General features: G+C 67.3%; 18 protein-coding genes. 3 read left to right on the plus strand and 15 right to left on the minus strand.

The features are described from left to right. The 3 genes from E0E39_RS00005 to E0E39_RS00015 all read right to left on the minus strand — a co-directional run. Positions 1 to 643 (minus strand): hypothetical protein (locus E0E39_RS00005; protein WP_130872910.1); only part of this gene is annotated, 643 nt, incomplete at its 3' end. Next, a complete protein-coding gene (locus E0E39_RS16705) occupies positions 627 to 1703 on the minus strand; it encodes a toll/interleukin-1 receptor domain-containing protein (protein ID WP_425470696.1) in 1077 nt (358 codons plus the stop codon). The genes E0E39_RS00005 and E0E39_RS16705, both read right to left, overlap by 17 nt. Before the next feature lie 404 nt (positions 1704 to 2107). Beyond that, positions 2108 to 3685 (minus strand): hypothetical protein, encoded by a 1578-nt coding sequence (locus E0E39_RS00015; protein ID WP_165444561.1) that lies wholly within the window; start codon positions 3683 to 3685, stop codon positions 2108 to 2110. 20 nt (positions 3686 to 3705) lie between these two features. Here E0E39_RS00015 and E0E39_RS15590 point away from each other — a divergent pair, with 20 nt between their 5' ends. From E0E39_RS15590 to E0E39_RS00030, 3 genes are all read left to right on the plus strand, one after another. After that, complete coding sequence (locus E0E39_RS15590; protein WP_165444562.1) at positions 3706 to 4950, plus strand: hypothetical protein; 1245 nt, start codon at positions 3706 to 3708, stop codon at positions 4948 to 4950. A 65-nt stretch (positions 4951 to 5015) separates the two neighbouring features. Beyond that, complete coding sequence (locus E0E39_RS00025; RefSeq protein WP_130872914.1) at positions 5016 to 7361, plus strand: transglycosylase domain-containing protein; 2346 nt, start codon at positions 5016 to 5018, stop codon at positions 7359 to 7361. A gap of 106 nt (positions 7362 to 7467) precedes the next feature. After that, positions 7468 to 8850: a hypothetical protein gene (locus E0E39_RS00030; RefSeq protein ID WP_130872915.1), complete on the plus strand. Its 1383-nt coding sequence runs from the start codon at positions 7468 to 7470 to the stop codon at positions 8848 to 8850. Here the strand turns inward: E0E39_RS00030 and E0E39_RS00035 are convergent. From E0E39_RS00035 to E0E39_RS00090, 12 genes are all read right to left on the minus strand, one after another. Continuing rightward, complete coding sequence (locus tag E0E39_RS00035; protein WP_130872916.1) at positions 8798 to 10039, minus strand: type II toxin-antitoxin system HipA family toxin; 1242 nt, start codon at positions 10037 to 10039, stop codon at positions 8798 to 8800. The genes E0E39_RS00030 and E0E39_RS00035 overlap by 53 nt on opposite strands. Then, positions 10029 to 10361, minus strand: coding sequence for a helix-turn-helix domain-containing protein (locus E0E39_RS00040; RefSeq protein ID WP_130872917.1), 333 nt, complete (start codon positions 10359 to 10361; stop codon positions 10029 to 10031). The genes E0E39_RS00035 and E0E39_RS00040 overlap by 11 nt, the downstream gene beginning before the upstream one ends. 103 nt (positions 10362 to 10464) lie before the next feature. Beyond that, on the minus strand, positions 10465 to 11490 hold the full coding sequence (locus tag E0E39_RS00045) for an alanine racemase (RefSeq protein WP_130872918.1): 1026 nt from the start codon (positions 11488 to 11490) through the stop codon (positions 10465 to 10467). Position 11491: 1 nt separating this feature from the next. Beyond that, a complete protein-coding gene (locus E0E39_RS00050) occupies positions 11492 to 12619 on the minus strand; it encodes a lipid II:glycine glycyltransferase FemX (RefSeq protein WP_130872919.1) in 1128 nt (375 codons plus the stop codon). Between the two features lie 115 nt (positions 12620 to 12734). Further along, complete coding sequence (locus E0E39_RS00055; RefSeq protein WP_130872920.1) at positions 12735 to 13229, minus strand: hypothetical protein; 495 nt, start codon at positions 13227 to 13229, stop codon at positions 12735 to 12737. Positions 13230 to 13348: 119 nt separating this feature from the next. Further along, a complete protein-coding gene (locus E0E39_RS00060) occupies positions 13349 to 15871 on the minus strand; it encodes a sodium-translocating pyrophosphatase (RefSeq protein WP_130872921.1) in 2523 nt (840 codons plus the stop codon). Between the two features lie 193 nt (positions 15872 to 16064). Further along, a complete protein-coding gene (locus E0E39_RS00065; RefSeq protein WP_130872922.1) occupies positions 16065 to 16475 on the minus strand; it encodes an SRPBCC family protein in 411 nt (136 codons plus the stop codon). 256 nt (positions 16476 to 16731) lie between these two features. Further along, a complete protein-coding gene (locus E0E39_RS00070; RefSeq protein WP_130872923.1) occupies positions 16732 to 17124 on the minus strand; it encodes a hypothetical protein in 393 nt (130 codons plus the stop codon). Positions 17125 to 17184: 60 nt separating this feature from the next. Next, positions 17185 to 18354, minus strand: a complete 1170-nt coding sequence (locus E0E39_RS00075; protein ID WP_130872924.1) for a WXG100 family type VII secretion target — start codon at positions 18352 to 18354, stop codon at positions 17185 to 17187. After that, on the minus strand, positions 18354 to 18695 hold the full coding sequence (locus E0E39_RS00080) for a hypothetical protein (protein ID WP_130872925.1): 342 nt from the start codon (positions 18693 to 18695) through the stop codon (positions 18354 to 18356). The genes E0E39_RS00075 and E0E39_RS00080 overlap by 1 nt, the downstream gene beginning before the upstream one ends. Before the next feature lie 11 nt (positions 18696 to 18706). Further along, a complete protein-coding gene (locus tag E0E39_RS00085; protein ID WP_130872926.1) occupies positions 18707 to 19006 on the minus strand; it encodes a hypothetical protein in 300 nt (99 codons plus the stop codon). Position 19007: 1 nt separating this feature from the next. Then, complete coding sequence (locus E0E39_RS00090; protein WP_130872927.1) at positions 19008 to 19334, minus strand: hypothetical protein; 327 nt, start codon at positions 19332 to 19334, stop codon at positions 19008 to 19010. Positions 19335 to 19407 lie beyond the last annotated feature (73 nt).

A 19407-nucleotide genomic window follows, 5' to 3' on the forward strand; every position in this document is an offset into this window, starting at 1 on the left:
GGCCTGTTGCTCCGGGGTGGCGTCCTTCGGTGATCAGGTCGCGGCCTTCCAGGGTGCGGCGGATCCGGGTCCAGCGGCCCTTCAGGAACTGCGGTGTCGGTTCAAACACCTCCGGATCGGTCCGTTTGGTTAGTTCCTCCAGCCAGGGCCAGGGGATGGTGTCGGGGGGCATGGCGGCGGCCAGTCGAAGCACCTGCAAGGAGCCGGGGAGGGTGTGTTCCAGGTCGGTGAGTGACTGATCGAGGATCACCGACAACAGTTTCTCACGATGCTCGATCCGGGTTTTGCTGTCATCGTCTAGCATGGTGTCGCTTGCGGTCAGGTTCCGGGAACGCAGATGGGTCAGGTAGTCACGGACCGTGTCCTCCGGGTGGGTGGACAGATACACCCCGGCCTGCTCAACCGCCAGGGTGAACCCGTCGAGCAGCTCCGCCAACTCCTCGGCGGCCGCCCGGTCATCCTCACTACGAAAATCAGCACGACGATCCCCCTTGTGGTCGGGTTGGAAAGCCCGCAACAGGGAAACGGACTCGTTGATGCTCAACCCTTGGAGGTGGATCTGTTCCAGACGGGTGGAACCAGCGAAATCCTCCGTGCCGAGACGGGTGGTCACCGCCACGTGCATATCACTGTCCTGCGGCAACACACCCACCTGGACATCGGTCAGCAGAGCCGCTTCGGAGACATTGAGGCTTATTCACAGCCATCCTCAAGTGCGCTCTGACTAGGGGTTTCGCTGGTCGACGCGTCGCCTGTGAATAAGCCTCATTGTCGAGTATCACCAACACATGACCTTTGGTGGTGCGGCGCCGCAACTCCATCAACACGTGCCTGCCCGTGAGTTCCGGATCACCCCGGGCCTCCTCAGGAAGCAGAAGACCTGGCAGCTCCGGGGCGAGCCGGGCCAGCAGGGGCAGCATCTCCCTCGCCCCTTCCGCGGGAACCTGCCAGATACCTCCCGCATAGCGACCCCGATACCGGTTCCCGTAATGCCTGACCAACTCGGTTTTACCGATACCACCCAAACCCCGCACCGCGGTCACCACACCAATGCTCGACGACGACGCCAACACCGCACCAAGCCGGGAAAGTTCCCGTGTACGACCCACGAACCGGGACGTACCACGCACCAGATTCCCGGGAGTCGCGTCCCAACGGCGACGATTCTGTCTCTGCCGATACAGCTCATCACCCAAGGCACGAACCCGCGCCTCCGCACCCTCCAAGACGGCATCGGCATCACGGCTGAACACATCCTTCAGTTCTTGACCCTGCATCCCCGTCACCCGGTCATGCCAGTCCCGATGCTCCTGATCGGGCTGATCCCACACGGTGGTGTCCTCCAGAAACACCGGCACCAACCCATCCCGGGAATCCGGACCCACCGGTTTGACCTCGTACTCCCGGAACTCCCACAAACAGAAATCACTCTCGAAATACGGTTTGGACACACACGCCAACAACACCTCGGCCTCACGCACCGCCCACGCCAACTGGGTCCGCCACTCCTCCCGAGTCCTCAACCCATGCCGATCAAAGAACACCTCGAACCCGTCATCAAGAACCTCCTCAGCCTCCCGACGCAAAGCCTCCACCAACCGCTCCACCCACCCCCCGACATCATCCCGACGGGAATAACTCACAAACACCGAATACCTGGAACACCCAGAAGAGCTGGGGCTCTCAGGGCTCGTTGGCGGCATCGACACGACAAACCTCCCAAAACCTCGCTGAACAACCTGTACGAACCCTACTGACGGACAAAACCCCCAACGAGCCCGGACAGGCCAGCCCCACCCGCAGGTCGGGACCTTCTACCGGCCGCCAGAAGCGATTCCGACACAGCCACTCACTTCGCTCACGCGCTGGCTCAACCAGCTTGTGGAGACAGGCTCCGACACGGGCCTTTCCTTCGTCGCGGCCCGGCAGGGGTCGGCTGATCCCGGCTCCTCCCGTGTGCCGAGTTCGCTGGTCTTCTTGTCGTCCGCTTGCCAATCCGACGGTGGCGCTTGTCTTCGCGTCGTTCGCCAGCGCTGTAGCGCAAGCAGACGACCGTAAGGCAGGCGAACCGGCGGGCAGGGGCGATGACCCCGACCCGGCACCCGGCTCAGCCGGCGTCGGCCGGGGCGGTTGCCAGTTCTATGTGCGCGGCGGCCAGGATGCGCGGCAGGTGGCGCATGATCGCGATGTCGTAGTGCTGGACATCCTTGATCTCGTTCCAGGGTTTGGCCCATTTGTGGTCCCCGCGACCGTTGCGGCGTTCGTGAATGGCCCAGCGACGGTGCTCCAGCCGGCCGAGTTCCTCAAGCAGTGCCTCGTCCAGCAGCACCCCTCCCTCCTCCGTGGGGCGCCGCCACGTCAGGCCCGTCGCGGCGTGGGTGACCGCGCTGCCCGTGATGGCCGCCCGGTTGCTGGCCCTGTTGAAATCGTCCAGGTCCTCCCACAGCTTCAGCGCCAGCGGCGAGCCCGTCGCGTTGTCCGTCTCCTCGCCGATCCTCTGGTAGGCCAGGTGCACCTGCGGGGCCAGCAGCTCCACCAGCTCCGGGGTGAGCAGCGGGTCGTGGCCGGCGGGCCGGCGGGGCGTGAAACCGGCGCGGGCGGCCAGCACCGGCAGCCGCGACGCCAGTTCGAGGGCCGTCAACCAGGTGCCCGGAGTCCTGTCCCGGCCGAGCCACCCCAGTATTCGCGACGCCATCGCGGCCAGCTCCGCCGGGGCCAGCAGGATCGCCGACGGCTCCCGCACCCCACCGGGGGCCAGCTCCACCGACCCCGTCGCGAGCAGCTCCCCGCAGGCCCCGGCGAGCCCCGTCAGCTGCCCCCGCAGCTCCTCCGACTGCGCCTCCCAGACCGCCCGGCCCTCCGGGGAGCGGACGACATCGGCGAGGATCGGCCCCTCGGGCCGGGTGGCCTCGGCGTCCGCGGCACCCAGCCAGGCGGCGTCGTCCAGGATCAACCGGGCCAGCTGCTGCGTCGGCGAGAACCGCGGATCCAGGGCCAGCACCGCCGACTCCTCCAGCGTGAACTGCGCCACCCCGGGCAACTGCGGCCAGCGGATCCCACCGGGGGTGATCATCGCGACCCGCGCCTTCCGCACGTCCCGGGCCACCGCGGCCGCGACGACGGGGGTCAGCATCTCGTCGGCGCAGGCGACGATCACCGCAGGCCCGGTCGGGGTGCCCCGACCGGGTGGGGGAGCGTCCCAGCCGGCCAGCAGCTCATTGATCCGCCGCAGCACCGGTTCGGGCCGCAGCGACCCCTGCGACCACGAGATCCGCGCCGCCCCGCCCGCCCAGTCGGCCACGTCGCGGGCCCAGGTCTCGTCGCGGCCCACGCAGTGCACAACCATCGGCTGGCCCGGTTCGGACCAGCCCGCCACCAGCTCCTCGGCGATGGTGGCGTTCAGGGGTCCGTCGCCGACGATCACCGGCGGCGGCGCCACCCGCTCCGGGGTCGACGGCGACGCGACCGCCAGCACCAGCCGCGCCAGCCGCCTCCCGTAGGCGGCGGCCCGCACCCGCGGATGCCCCTCCCACAGCGCCGCGACCGCCTCGTCGCGGAAGACGACCTCGATCGTCGCGTCCCCGGGGACGGCCAGCCGCTCGGTGAGCAGCCCCGCCGTGACGTCGTCGTGGACATCGGGGCCGATCCGCCGCGGCCCGGGTGTTGCAATGGCATCCTGAGGCATGGGACAAGTCTGGCATCCGCGTGGAAGGGCGTGACGTGGAGGAAACGGGACGGTGCGGCCGGGTGGTGCAGATCGTCGGCGACGGCGCGGACGGCGACTGGGTGACGTGGCGCTGGAACGACCCCGCCCGCCCGGTCGGGGTGCATCGCGTCGAGGGGCTCCGGGATGCGGTCGCGGCGTTCCGCGCCGCCCTGCCCCGGGAACCGGACCCGGACAGGAAGAAGAACCGCGACAGCCCGCGGCGGCTCGCGACCTCCGGAACCGTGAGCCGGCAGGACGTCCTGGGGAGGCTGGGGCTGTACGGCCCCCTGACCCGCTGCGACGACGAGCTGGAGCTGATGCGGGCGTTGTCGCGGGCGCTGCTGCCCGGCGACCTGCGCCGCCAGCTGATCGAGGCGGCGGCCGGCGGGCAACGCGTGGCGGTGCGGGTGGCGCCCAGCCCGCCCGCCGCCGTCGTGCCGTGGGGGCTGCTGGTGCTCGATGACGATGACATGCGGCTGCTGGATGTCGCCGACGTTTCCTGGATCGCCCCGGTCCTGCCCCGCGACATCGACCCGGACGCACCCGGCGCCACCCCCGCGACGCCTGGCCGGGCGCTGCACGTCGTCGACCCGAGAACCAGCAGCGGACGGGTGCTATCGGAGAACTTCGACCCCTGCGGCTGTCACGGGCACGGCGCGGAACAGTTCTCCGCCGGGTACAGCGGCCTTGAGAAGCTCCGGGCCCTCCTCGAAACGGAGGCCGGGAACATCGCGCGACTGCTCATGATCGGGCACTGCGCCAGAGAGGCCCGGGACACCGCCGACACCATTTTCCTCGTGGGCGACGGGAAGGCGAACAGGCTGCGGGCCTCGCGGCTGGTGCGGGAGGCCGGGAGGTGGCGGATGCCGCCCAGGGTCGGGGTGGTGGCGTGCGCCTCGGGCACCGACCTGACCCAGCACGAACCCTTCGGGCTCGGCACCGCGCTGCTGATCAACGGCGCCGAGGTGGTGCACGCGACCCTGTGGACGCTGCCCACCGATCACGCCATCGGGTTGGTGGACACCAAGGCGGTGGGGGCCTTCGAATGGTTGGCTCAGGCCGTCGACCACGCCCAGTCCGACGCCGACCCGGTCGCCTCGCTGTGCGGCCTGCAACGCCGGAAACTCGCCGCCTGGCGGAGGAAACCCGACCTGGGATCCTCCCCGCTGCTGTGGGGCGCGTTGATCACCATGACGGCCCCCGCCGGGCGTCGTCGGAATCCCGGTTTCGCCCGGACCACGTAATCCGTGGCCTATGAGATTCACCCTCGTGGACGAGTCGCCCGCCTTCAGCGCATAATCTGGGGCTTATGGAACAGCAGGATCAGCAGCCGGTGCCCGAACCGGAGAAGAAGCGCAAACGCGCGTCGAAACGCCCGAAGTCCCGCGCCCGGAAGATTCTGGCGAGGACCGGGCTGGCGATGCTCGTGTTGTTCCTCGTCGCGAGTCTGGCGGGGGTGGGCGCTTTTCTATACCTGTACGCGACGACGAAACTGCCGGATCCGAACAGCGACTTCACCACCAACACCACGTTCATCTACTACAACGACGGGCAGGAGCAGCTCGGCTCACTGGCCGTGCAGAACCGCATCACCCTCGAGTACGACCAGATGCCGCAGGTGATGAAGAACGCGGTGGTGGCGGCCGAGAACTCCACCTTCTTCACCGACCCGGGGTTCTCCCTGCCCGGCATGCTCCGCGGGTTGTGGACCATCGCCCGGGGAGGTGACGTGCAGGGCGGCTCCACCATCACACAGCAGTACATCAAGATCCTCTACCTGAGTTCCGAACGCACCGCGGGCCGCAAGGTCCGGGAGCTGATCCTGGCCATGAAGATGGGCCGGGAGGTGCCGAAGGAGAAGATCCTGGAGGGCTACCTCAACACCATCTACTTCGGCCGGGGCGCCTACGGCATCGAGGCGGCCGCCAAGTCGTACTTCCTGAAGTCGGCCTCCGAACTCAGCCTGTCCGAGGCCGCGACCCTCGCCGCCATCCTCAACAACCCCGCCGGCCTCAACCCGTCCGCGGGCGACAAGAGCAGGGAACGGCTCCTGGGCCGCTACCAGTACGTGCTCGACCAGATGCTGGAGAACGGCTACATCAACCAGGCCGATCACGACGCGGCCCGGCCGGCCCTCCCCGAGTTCCCGGAGGTGCCCGTCTCCGACCGCTACGGCGGCCCGAAGGGATTCCTCGTGGCCCAGGTGGAGCAGGAGCTGTCGAACCTCGGTTTCAGCGACGCCGAGGTGCAGGGCGGCGGCCTGAAGGTGGTCACCACCCTCGACAAGAACATGCAGGACGCCGCCGTCGCCACCGCGCAGAAGTACACGGAGGAGGCCGCGACCAAGGCGAAACCCCAGCAGGACGCGTCCCAGCTGCACGTCGCGATCTCGTCGATCGACACCGCCACCGGAGGGGTGTTGGCGATGTACGGCGGCCCCGATTACACGCAGAACTCCCGCAACTGGTCGACGACGCCGCGTCCGGCGGCGTCCACGTTCAAGTCGTTCGCGACCGTGGCGGGGCTGCGCAACGGCTACTCCCTGGACAGCACCCTCAAGGGCGACACGTTCACCCCGCGCGGCGACGGCGTCCCGATCCGCAACGAGTTCAACGAACAGTACGGTGACGTGACGCTGCGCAAGGCCGTCGCGGAATCCATCAACACGGCGTTCGTGGACATGACCGAGTCCATGAACAACGGGGCCGGCGCCGTCATCCAGGCCGCCAACGACGCGGGCGCGCCGACCGGGGCCGGCTGGGACGCCAACAACCGCATCGCCCTGGGGGCCGCCGAGGTGAGCCCGCTGAACATGGCGAACGCCTACGCCACCCTCGCGGATTCCGGGAAACGCAAGGAGGCCCACTTCGTGGCGAAGGTGTTGGATCGCAACGGCAACGCCGTCTACGAGGCGAAGAACGAGGCCACCCAGGCCGTCGAGGAGAACGTGGCGGCCAACGTCACCGACGCCCTGACCTCCGTCGTCGAGGAGGGCACCGGCACGAAGGCGTCGCAGCTGAACCGGCCCGTCGCGGGCAAGACCGGAACCAACGGCGTCGAGGACACCATCACGTCCGCGTGGTTCGTCGGCTACACCCGGCAGATCTCCACGGCCGTCATGTACGTCGCGGGCGACTCCGGCAACGAGGACCTCGACGCCTACAAGAAACCCGGGGACAAGACCTTCTTCGGCTCCACCTATCCGTTGACGACGTGGGTGGAGTACATGCAGACCGCCACCAAGGGGCAGGAGGTCAAGCAGTTCGACAAGGCCAAACCGATCCAGGGGAAGTCGACCGCACCCACGGAGGCCCCCAGCAGCCAGAGCGCCCAACCCACCGAGAGCGCCCAACCGACCCAGAGCGCCCAACCCACCCCTGAACCGTCGGTCGAGGGCCGGCGGCCCACATCCGAGCCCAGCAACTCGGAAGGCGGTCGGGGCACGCCCACGTCGTCGCCTAGTCGCGGCACCAGGTCGTCGCAGTGGCCCACCACCCAGCCGACCAACGGCGGCAGGGCGACGCAGCAACCGACGGGTGGGAGAAACACCCAGCCGACCAATCCCGGCAACGACGAGCGAGGCCCCGGCGGCGGCCAGCAGGGAGACGGGGACGGCCAGCGGGGCAACAGCGGCCGTGAACGGGACGGGGGCTGACGAGGGGACGCCCCCGCGTCATCGGGGTTTCCGTCCCCCGTCCGCGGTCGTGTCATCGCGGTCCATGGCTGCCTGGATCTGTTCACGCAGCCTCTAAGGTGTTCGCATGAACAGTGCGCTGCTGGAGGGTCTCGGAGGGCCGGCCGGGCGTTACGCCCGGCGTTCGGGACCGTGGTTCGATCCACTGCCGTGGTCGCTGCTGGTCGCGACGGCGCTGTTCGTGGTCTGTTCGCTGCGGCAGATACCGTGCGTCCAGACCACCGAGGGGGCCCGGGTCAACGCGTTCATCATGCTCTGCTACTCGGATGTGCCGCTGGCGTGGGCGAGCAGCGGTTTCGCGCTCGGCTCCCATCCCCTCGACGGCGGAAGAATGCTCTACCCGCCGCTGCTCGGTCTGCTGCTGTTCGTCGCGATCTGGATCTCCGGTCTGCTCGGGGCCCCCGTCGGCGTGTCGCTGGGGGTGCAGGCACAGCTCGACGGCGCGCAGGTGTTCTACGCCGTCTGCATGGTGCTGCTGTTCGCATGTTTCCTGCTGTGGGTGCTGTGCCAGACCTTCATGGGGCGTGATTCACGAGGAGGCCGGTACCGCTCCTGGGATGGCATGTGGCTGGCGGCCTCGCCCGTGGTCCTGGCCTCCGGGCTGGTGTCGTGGGACCTGTTCGCGGTCTCGCTGACGGCCCTCGGGCTGCTGCTGTTCTCCAAGGGACGGCCGGTGTGGTCGGGGATCGTGCTCGGACTCGCGGTCTGCGCGGGCCTGGTGGCGATCGCGGTGGTGCTGGCGGTGACCCTGGCCTTTGCGCTTCGGGGCCCGGTCGGGAAGGCCGGGGCGTTTCTCGGAGCCGCGACGGCCACCGTCGCGGCGCTGCACCTGCCGTTGCTGATCCTGAACTGGGAGGCCGTCGCCGGGTACTACCAGGGCGAGGCGACGAAGGCCCTGTCCTACGGGTCGCTGTTCTACCTCGGGCGTCTGTTCGGCTGGGATGTGCGGGCCGCGGGGTCGCTGGGGCTGATGCTGACGGCACTGCTGTTGCTGGTCATGGTGGCCTGGCTCTACCTGCGGGGACACCGGCCGCGCGTCGGCACCCTGGTGGTGTTGTTCGTGTTCCCGACGGTGCTGTTCGGCGCCACCTACGCCCCCCAGACCGCGCTGTGGCTGCTGCTGGCGCTGCTGGTGGGGCGTCCCTGCCGCCCGGAATGGGTGGCCTTCACCCTCACCCAGGTGATCTACTGGGCCGCGATCTGGGGATACCTGGCCGGGCATCTCAACTCGAACCCGAACATCTACTTCGCCACCATCATCCTGCGGATCGTCGTGGAGGTATGGATCTTCGTCTCCTGCCTGCGTGACGCCGCCGATCCGGACCGCGATCCGCTGCGCACCCCGCAGGTCGCCGACCCGATCGGCGGGGTGCTGAACGAGGTCGCGGGCCCGGCCCCTACCCGTTCCCCGGCGCGTCCCGGTGGTCGTGGATCCCCTTGTTCAGGATGACGTTTCGAAGGACCTTGGCCTGAGAGGCCGTCAGTCTCGCATGGTCAAGGGCCGAGGCCCAGTTGTCCTCAACGGCGGACACGCACTGATCGACGATTTCCGAGGCCTCGGTGGCTGACAGACGGTAGGTCGGCGCGCAACCGATGAGCCCTTTCAACGTCGAGGCTCGTTGACCTTCGCGTCCGTAGGCCATGGCCTGGTTGCTGTCCCAGCCCGGGGAACGGCAGGGATCGATGTCAAAAGCCGGCGAAAGCCTCAAGTGCCTGCCGTCCCAGAGGGCAGCGTGGTTGCGTGCGTGGTCGTCACTGTTTCCGAGCACGATGTTGGCGGCAATCCTGCGGAAGAGATCTCGTCCAACGCGGGCCGGATCATTTCCGTGGCTTGTCAGGACGTCCAGCAGATCGGGATAGGTGGCGTAGCGGCCGAACATCTCATCCAGGTTGAGCATGGTCAGTCCGGATACCGTCATGAACCGCAGCCCGCCCTCGGCGCGATCAAAACGTCGCACCAGCAGAACATCACGACCCCGGACCTCGGTGAGCTTGAAGTCGACCGTGTCGACACCCATTCGCCGGGCCAGGAACAGGGCAAGTGCTTCGTGCCGCATGGCGGGACGCCGATCGGTGGTCGAGGAGAACTTCGCAATCCAGTGGAGGTTGCCCTCGGTCAAGGTGGCCTTGGGACGTGCTCCTCCGATGCTGGTGCCGTGGGCAAAGGCGGCTTCCAGGGTCCGCGGTAGCGTGTCTCCTCGCTGGAGACGTTCAGTGGCCTCGTCCAGATCTGCCAGGCTCGCCGAATCACTGCGATCGACATAGACCGTCGGTGACTCCTGGAAGTCGAGCGCCCCGAAGCGATCGGAACTTGACTCCCTCATGTAGGTCATCATCGACAGCTCTGCCGGGTCGCCGGACGTGCCGGATCGCCCGGTGAGCCGCTGCAGGATGACGTGTTGCCCCCACGCATCCGGCAGGGCGTCCCGCAAGGCCCCGTGGAGGGTCAAGCCGTTCGGCAGAGGCGCGGCCCCCTGCCTCAGGGGTATCCCGTACAGGGGAATCGCGTCAGGGTTTTCCACATAACTGCGACCGTAGTTGAAGCGGTGATGGCCACGTTGCTCCTCCACCACGCCGCACACGATCGGTGTGCTGGCGCCCGGCAGCCAGGCCCAGACGTACAGGCGTTCAGAAGTCATCGTCAACCTCGGTGTCGGGGATCACCCTGCCCGGCAGAAGCGCCACGAGGTCGTGGCTGAGCCTGTTCAGGCGGGAGAGCTCGACGGGGTCGGGGGTGAACAGCGGAAGCCGGAGCGCCGCGTAGACGTTGAAGAGGTTTCCCACCGACACGCTGGGCGAGCCGCGCTCGATCGCGGCGACGGTGTATCGCGTGCATCCCGCCCGCGCGCCCAGCTCATCGAGGGTCCATCCCATGGCGGCGCGTTTTCGCCGCACGTTGGCCCCCATCAGTTCGGCGGCCTCGCGCGCGTACGGAGTGAAATCGACAGCCCTGCGACCCATGTTGAATACTTTACTCCCAGCCCGGGGCAAGGAGCATTGTATTCAACAATCCCTGGTGTTTGTGGGTGGCCTTCACCGCCGGCCTGATCGGTGGTGGTGCCTCTCAGTTCCAGACGATCTCGTCGCAGGTGGTGGTGGTCTGGCGGGCGGTGACGGGGACCTCGTCGCCGACCTCGACCCCGGCGCTCGCGCCCCCGACGAACACCATGGAGGCGTGCATGTGCGGGGGTTCCGCGAAGGGGCGTTTGCGACCCTCGATGCTGAACGGTGAGCGCGAAACCCCGGCGGCGTCCAGGACTCCCTGCGCCAGGCTCACGCCGCGCTGCCGCAGCGACCGGGCCGGCGACGGCGCCGACAGCGCGATGCCGTGCGAGGTGCCGCCGCTGACGATCACCAACCAGCCGTCCCGGGGGGCGCGGGACTGGTTGTAGCCGTAGCGGGAGCCGCGGGTGACGCGGTGCACGTCGAGGACGGTGGCGGTGGTCCTCAGCGCCTGCGGGGCCCCCAGCCACAGCTGGGTTCCCATCCGCATCCGGGTCTGCACGCCCAGCTGGGTGCGCAGCCTGCGGTAGTCGTTCACGCCCAGGTGTGAGACCCACACCGCTCCCCGCTGGTGGGCGACGGCCTCCGAGGCGAGCTGCCTGGCCTCCGACAGCTGCCCCTTCAACGGCAGGTGCATGGTCCAGCCCTCGAAACCGAGCTGTCCGGTGTCCACCGTGGTGATTTCCTGTGGCGCGATGCCGTGCCGGCGCATCGAGGTCATGAGTTCCACCGCCACCCGGGTCCGTGGGTGTGTGGTGCGCAGCTCGTCGAGGTCGGTGAGGCGGGAGACGACGGTGATGACGCGGGGATCGTCGAGCAGGGCCGTGGCCGCGTCGTCGAAGGGCCGCCACGGGTTCAGGACGATCACGTCGCGCGACCATCCCGCCTCCCGCACCGTCGCGACCTCGTGGGCGGTGCCGACGGCGAGGTAGTCGTTGTTGAAACGCTCGGCCTCGCGGGTCAGGACGTCCAGCCCGAGGCCGTAGCCGTTGCCCTTGGCGACGGGCACCAGGCCGGGGAACTCCTCGTGGACGTGTTTGAGGTGATCGCGCCAGGCGCGGGTGTCGATGGTCAGTGTGAGGGTCATGTCACCGTCGCTTCAGGTACTGCTGGAAGGCGAAGTGGAGGAACGAGCTGATGGGTTTGTCCCATTCCCCGAGGTAGGCGACGGCCTCGCCTCCCGTGCCGACCTTGAACTGGATGAGCCCCAGTTCCGGGTCGTCGGCCGCCAGGCCCTCGGTGATGCCCCGCAGGTCGTAGATGTCTGCCCCGGCGTCGCGGGCGTCGCGCATCATGCGCCACTGGATGGCGTTGGAGCCGCGGACCTCGCGTTTCGCGGTGGTGGAGGCGCCGTAGGAGTACCAGGCGTGGGTGCCGACGCGGATGAAGGTGGTGGCCGCCACCAGGTCGCCCTCGTGCTCGGCGAGGTAGACGCGCATCCTGTCGGGTTCCTCGGCGTTGAGGGCGTCCCACATCGTCTCGAAGTAGTGCAGCCCGCGGCCGGTGAAGTGGTCGCGTTCGGCGGTTTCCAGGTAGATGTGGTGGAACCGGGCCAGGTCGGCGCGTTCCCCCCGGGTGACCGTCACGCCGAGTTTGTCGGCCTTCTTGATGTTGCGGCGCCACAGCTGGTTCATGCCCTTGAGCAGCTGCTCGTCGGTCAGGGGCGTTCCCTCGGTGTCGGTCAGGCGCAGCTGGTAGTTGAACTTCGGCTGTCCGGCGGCGAAGCCGTGTCCCTCACCCTGGGGCTGCCAACCGAGATGGTCCAGGGTTCGCGCCACCCGGGTGCCGACCAGGGTGGTCTCGTCGGGGGTGGCCTGCGACAGGGCCGTGATCCCGGGGTCGGCGATGGCGGCCTTCACGGTGGGCGCCAACCAGCGGTGGTGCACCACGGTCGGGCCGATCCGCACGGCGAACGCCTTGTTGCGGCGGGCGTGGGCGACGAGCGCCTCCAGGTGGGCGTCGATGTCGGGGCGTTCCCAGTCGAGGACGGGTCCCTCGGGCAGGTAGGCCAGGTAGCGGGGCAGCTTCGGCAGTTGTCGGTACAGGACGAGTCCCACTCCGGTGAGGGTGTCGCCGTCGAAGAACCCAACGGACTCGGAACGCCACTCCGGTTTCACCTCTCCCCATGCGGGAAGCTGCAGGAAGCTCGCCTGCCCACGAGCGGCCACGAAGGCGAGGTGCTCGTCGGCGCTGATCGTCTTGACGGTGATGCTCACGACTACAACCTACCGGCTGCGGCGGGTCCGCTGGCGGGCTTCTCGGGGATGGCCGGGTGATGAAGGTTGGACCGGGCTGAGTCTCTGTCGTGTGTGGCCCGGCCCAACCGGCTCATCAGTCGGGCTCGCCGGCAACGGCCCGATACGTCTCCAGTATCACACGGATGACGGCCATCGTGGTGAGAAACCCGAGAACAGCCAGAAATGGTGTGACGACCATGAGCAGTGTGTTCTGGCTGGTGAGGCCCACGGCGAGGATCGCGACCGCCAGCAGGGCCGCCGTGACGGTGCCGAGCAGATGGGTCATCCTGAGGGCCGCGGTGCTCATGCGACGTGTGAAACCGAGGTCGAACAGCGCGGCGAAGAAGTTGTTCGGGCGGGGCTGGACCTGCGGTGGCTGCTGCTGGGGTGGGGGCGCCGACTGACCCATGGGCCCGCCCGGGGGAGGGGAGGGCGGCAGTCCGTGCGGGGAATCACTGGAAACCGCCTGCTGGCCCCAGGCGTCCGTCGCCTGTGGGTCCCAGACGTTCCCGGTGGGTTGCGACTGCTCCCACACGTTTCCCTGCTGGTCGCCGCCGTACGGGTCGTGGGGGTACTGCGGGCTGCTCATGATGGTTCCTCTCCACGCGGGCGCACTCGACTACATCCACTCTTGCACATTCCCGTCCCGGAACGAACGGAGGGTGGGGCCGGGGTGTCGGTTCCCGGTCCCACCCGTCCCTCGGGCCGTCAGGCCTTGATGTCCTCGATCCTCTCGCCGATCCGCATGCCGTAGAAGGAGCGGTAGCAGAAGAAGGCGGAGACGAGCAGGAACACCGCGGCCAGGACGTGGGCCAGCGTGCCCAGGCCCTGGGCGGTGATCGCGGTGGCCAGTTCGACGGCCAGCAGCCCGAACAGCGTCGAGAACTTGATCACCGGGTTGAGCGCCACCGAGGAGGTGTCCTTGTAGGGATCGCCGACGGTGTCACCCACGACGGTGGCGTCGTGCAGCGGGGTGTTCTTCGCGTCGAGGTCCACCTCGACGAGTTTCTTGGCGTTGTCCCAGGCGCCGCCGGCGTTCGCCATGAAGATGGCCTGGTAGAGCCCGAACAGCGCCATCGCGACGAGGAACCCGATGAACAGGAACGGTTCGGCGAAGGCGAACGCGAGGGTGGCGAAGAACACGCCCAGGAAGATGTTGAACATGCCCTTCTGGGCGTACTGGGTGCAGATCTCGACCACCTTGTTGGAGTCCTTCGCGGAGGCCTTCGTCTCGCCGTCGAGATGGAGGTTCTGTTTGATGAACTCCACGGCCCGGTAGGCGCCCGTGGTGACGGCCTGCATGGAGGCGCCCGTGAACCAGTAGATCACCGCGCCGCCCAGCAGCAGGCCCAGCAGGAACGGGGCGTGCAGCAGCGACAGGTTCTCCAGGTTCTCGGTGAGCCTGTTGGTCAGCCCCATCATGATGGAGAAGATCATGGTGGTGGCCCCCACCACGGCGGTGCCGATCAGCACCGGTTTCGCCGTCGCCTTGAAGGTGTTGCCGGCGCCGTCGTTGGCCTCGAGGAAGTGCTTGGCGCGTTCGAAGTCGGGGCGGACGCCCAGGTCGCGTTCCAGCTCCTCCTCGATGCCGGGGATCTCCTCGATGGTGGACAGTTCGAACACCGACTGGGCGTTGTCGGTGACCGGACCGTAGGAGTCGACGGCGATTGTCACGGGTCCCATGCCCAGGAATCCGAACGCCACCAGACCGAACGCGAACACCGCGGGGGCGATCATGATCTGGGCCAGCCCCATGGTCGAGATGATGAAGCTGAGCCCCATCAGCCCGGTGATCGCCAGCCCGATCCAGTAGCCGGAGAAGTTGCCCGCAACCAGGCCGGAGAGGATGTTCAGCGACGCCCCGCCCTGGTTGGAGGAGACCACGACCTCGCGGGTGTGGCGGGCATTGGTGGAGGTGAACACCTTCACCAGCTCCGGGATCAGCGCCCCGGCCAGGGTGCCGCAGCTGACGATCAGCGACAGCTTCCACCACATCCCGTCGGGCAGGCCACCGATCAGCGCCGCGGAGGTGCCGAAGGTGCACGCGATGCACAGCACCGAGGTCAGCCACACCAGCGACGTCAGGGGCGCCTCGAAGTCCATCTCGGCGGCATCGCGGTAGCGGGCGCGGGTGATGGCGGCGTTGACGAAGTACGAGATCCCGGAGGCCACCACCATCACGGCGCGGATCACGAAGATCCACACCAGCAGCTGCACCTGCACCATCTGGTCCTGGACCCCGAGGAGGATGAAGGTGATCAGCGCCACACCGGTCACGCCGTAGGTTTCGAAACCGTCCGCCGAGGGGCCGACGGAGTCGCCGGCATTGTCGCCCGTGCAGTCGGCGATCACGCCGGGGTTGCGGGCGTCGTCCTCCTTGATGTGGAAGACGATCTTCATCAGGTCGGCACCGATGTCGGCGATCTTGGTGAAGATCCCGCCTGCGATGCGCAGCGCCGACGCACCCAGCGATTCACCGATCGCGAAACCGATGAAACACGAACCCGCGATCTCGCCGGGCAGGAACACCATGATGACCAGCATCATCGCCAGCTCGACGGAGATCAGAACCATGCCGATGCTCATCCCGGAGCGCAGCGGGATGTCGTGGCAGGGGTAGGGGCGCCCGGACATCGCGGCGTGCGCGGTGCGGGAGTTGGCCAGGGTGTTGACGCGGATGCCGTACCAGGCCACCGCGTAGCTGCCGCCCATGCCGATCAGCGAGAACAGGATCACCACGGCCGTCCTGCCCACCCCGAAATTGACGAGGAACAGGTAGTAGATGACGATGATGGCGGCGATGAAGGCCCACAGCAGCAGCAGGAACCGGCCCTGCTGTTTCAGGTAGGTCTTGCAGGTGGTGTAGATCAGCTCGGAGACGTCCCGCATCGCCGTGTGCACAGGCATGCGGTTCAGCTGCGAATAGGTGATGATCCCGAACACCAGGCCGAGGGCGCACACGATCAGTCCGAGACCGAGCAGCACGCTGCCCGGCAGGCCGAGGAAGGAAACGGAATCGAGCTTGGGCAGCTGGAGGTTCGCCTCCCCGCCGATGTGGCTACCCGACTGGCCGCCACCGGAATCGCACGAGGTGAGACAGAGTACGCCGACCGCGGCTCCGAGCAGCCCGATGCCCTTCGTGGGATTGCGCCGGGCGGGCCGTGGGTCCGTCGCGGCGCGGAGGGCTTTCTCTTCTGGTGCTGTCACCGCTTCTCGCGGTAGCTCGGTCATGATGCTCCCTAGCGATCATTTGTGTACTGGCTACGTCGCCAGTCTGTCCCGGCTCACTTTACGCCCGTGGGTGCGGGGCGGGAGGGGGTGTGGGGGAATTTCGAGGGGCGAGAACGGCACGCGGCCCGGTCGACGGATGGTCCGTCGACCGGGCCGCGCGCACGGTCCCGCGTCGCGGGTGGTCGCGGCGCTGTCAGGCAGCGGCGATCAGGTTTTCGAGGGTCGTCTCCCAGCGGGAGCGGAGCGCCTCGAGGTCGGCGTCCTCGGGCAGGTTCTCGTGGACGATCCTCAGTTCCGTGCCGTCGTCGACGACACGCATCCTGAGGTCGACGAGGGTGGCCGGCGCCCCCTCGGACGCGTGCCACGAGAATCGGATCTGTTCCTTCGGGTGGAAGCTTCGGGTGATGCCGTAGGTGCCGTCCTCGGCTCTCCACGACTCCCCCTTGTTGCCGAGTTGCCCGCCTGCGCCGAGCAGTGCCTGCGCGCCGGCGGGGGCCATGAGGGCCCTCCACACGGCCTCCAGCTGGGTAGGGGCCACCCGGGTGACCGCTACGCTTCTGGTTTCGCTTACTGCCTCCGTGGTCTCCATGATGATGCCTTTCATCTCTTCGGGCGTCGCCTGTGGCGTCCGGTGCATCAAGCCTAGTAGCACCCGGGGCGATGCGGGAGAGAGACCGCGGAAAAACGAACTTTCGGCCAGCCGGGAGGCCTGTTCGGCGAACCGGGGTGATGGCCGGAGCCGGTGGCGTCACGCGCGGGAACCTTGGTTTTTCCGCGAAACTTTCCACAGGGAATGTGTGGAAAAGTGTGTTTCCTGTGGATTCCTCACTTTCGTGCACGTGAGGACCCGGGAGGAGGGGTCAGGGATGCTGCGGGGTTCTTCCCTCCAGCACCCAGGTGAGGAATTCACGCAGGTCTCCGGTTTCCCCGTCGCGACCTCCCCGCCCCACCTGCAGCGACGGCCGGGTGGGTTCGAGTTTCACGCCCCTGAGGCGCGCCACAAGGCCGCCGGGAACGTGGAGAACGTGATACCCGCCGTCGGTGTCGATGGCGATCGAACGGTCGCGGCGCAGATACCAGCCGCGGCGATCCGTCCTCACCACGTGCCCGTCGAGGGTCCTGGCCCGCAACGGCACCGGCTTCGGGCCGGAGGCGAGGGCCTCGGCGACGAACCGGTCGATGAGGACCTGTGCCCGGGCGGCCTCGCGTTCGGCGGCCTTCTCGGCCAGTTCGGCCCGTTCAAGCGCGTCCATGCGGCGCAGTGTAGAGGGTGGAGCCGGGGCCGGTCTGCGGGGGAGGGACGCGGCCCGGGATCACAGGGATTCGGCCATGTCGAGCAGGCCTTCCGGGTGGGAATCCTGGGTGGCCTCGTCGACGCTGTCCAGGGCGTCCTGCCTGCGTTTGCCGTCCAATTCCTGGTCCATCGCCTTCGCGTGATCCACGGCTTTGTTTGCGTCGTCAACTACTCCCTTGACGTCCCTGGCCGTCTTGGCCGCCTCGGCCACCCTGGATGCACTACCCGCCGTCTTGGACGTGGCACTGGCCGCTCCACTGCCGCCGAAGGTGGCGGCAGCCAGTGCAAGGTCCGGGATGTAGCCGCCGATGGCCCGCGCAGGATCGTCCTTGAGATTGTCCATGTCCAGTATGGAATCGACCACGGCGCCGCCGAAGGCCTTCGGATCCGCAATCGCTGCCTGCAGCACCGCCGCGCCCTCCTTCGCCGGGAGTTGCATCTTCGCCGCCCATTCCTCCGTGGTGAGGTCGCCGGTAGCGACTCGTGCCAGATCACTCACGAGACCCAAGGTCCTGCCGAATTGAATATCGAAGACGAAGTCCGAGGCTTTCTTCAGTGATTCATAAGCCCCGAGGAGGATCCCACCGACGAAGGCCACCCCCGACTCGAGCCAGTTGCGTGCCGCGTCGGCCCCATCGCATGACGCTCGGACCGTGGCCGCCGCCGTCGATCCCTGCGCCTTCATGTCGTCACACAGACCGAAGTAGTCGGTCACCGCTTTGCTGCGTTGCGCCTCGCCCGGGTCTTGGAAAGGCTCGATGGTCAGGGTGTAGGTGCCAGGTCCGTTCTGCGATTCCCACTCGGCCTTCTTCCGATACCCCTCCTCGACCGACCTGTCGTAGTCGGCCTTGGCCTGTGCCGACCGGACATTGGCCGCGTCGAAATTCTGTTTGCAGATCTGTGCGTCGGCCTGCGCCGAGGCGAGGCTGTCGGCGTAGGAATCCAGGGCCTCGGCCGCCTTGCGGAAGCCGTTGGCGGCCTTGGTCCACCTGTCCGGTTCGGGCTTGAAACGCTCATGGAAGCGATCGGCGGCCCGCCCCACCCAGCCGTCCGTGCTCACCGACCTGAGGGAATCCGCCAAGGTGTCGAAATCGGATGCGCGCTCCCTCATGATGCTCGTGCGGCTGCGAATCTCGTCCGGGCTTCCCTTGATGATGAAATCCGGGTATCCGTATTCCGGCTCGGTCATCAGGAACCTCCCATCAGGGAATCAGTCGGAAGGGCTTCTGCCGCGCTTTTCACGGGAGCCAGCTTCTGTTCGGCGGCGGTGTTGTAGTCGATGTAGTTCGATGCCACCTTGCTCAGGCGACCCGATATCTCCTCGACGTCCTTGGTCATCGCGTTGATGGTCCGTTCCCACCGATCCTGGAACTCGTCAACCGCTTCCCACAGGTCATCATTGGCCACTGCCTTCTGTGTCGGCACGTAGTCCTCCACGTCGTTGTCCTTCTTGAGTTGTATCACCTCGGCGGTCTTCTGGGCGGCGTTCACCAAGGACTCCAGGTCCACCTCGAAATCGTATGAAGGCATCGTGCAACCTCTCAGTCCAGGACCGCGACGTTGTCGACCTCGGCCTTGTGGGCGAGATCGCGAAGTTCTCCGATGGCGGTCGCGGCCTTGTCCAGGACGTCCGCCAGCTCCTCGGCACGGTCATTGAAGTCCTGGTCCTTCTTCTGCTGTGCCTGCCGGGATTCCGTGTCCTGGCTCCAGCCCGACAGGTCGGAGTTCATCCGGGAGCGCATGTCGCTCATGTCGGTGTGAAGATCCGAGGCCATCTGGGTGAAGGCATCCTGCAGGGCCTGCGCCTCGGCCTCCTTGTAGATGAAGGTTCTTTCTCCCATGTCAACCCTCCATTCTGGACTTGATCGAATTGACGATGTCCTCGAAAGACTTGTTGACCCGTTCCTCGTTCTCGGCCGCGGCCTTGTCGACCTCCACCAGCGCATGCGCGTACCTCTGGAGATCCTCGTGAAACACCTTGAACGACTCCGCCCAGTGATTGGTGACGTCGGCCACCGAGACCGCTGCCGATCCCGTCACGTTCTTCAGGTGATCCTCCACCGACTCGGCGAATTTCTTGACCTCCTCCGAAAGATCTTCGCACGTGTCCAGCACCGTTTCCGCGGCCTGCCGCTGTGCGCCGATTCGCAGTTGCATACCCACGCTCAAGGTGTCCTCCTCACGTCCATCTCGAAACCGATGCGAGACGATCCGTACCGGGTACCGTTGTGTGCCCGTCACA

It is taken from the genome of [Pseudopropionibacterium] massiliense, from assembly GCF_900607225.1.
In the GTDB taxonomy this organism is placed as follows: Bacteria; Actinomycetota; Actinomycetes; order Propionibacteriales; family Propionibacteriaceae; genus Arachnia; species Arachnia massiliensis.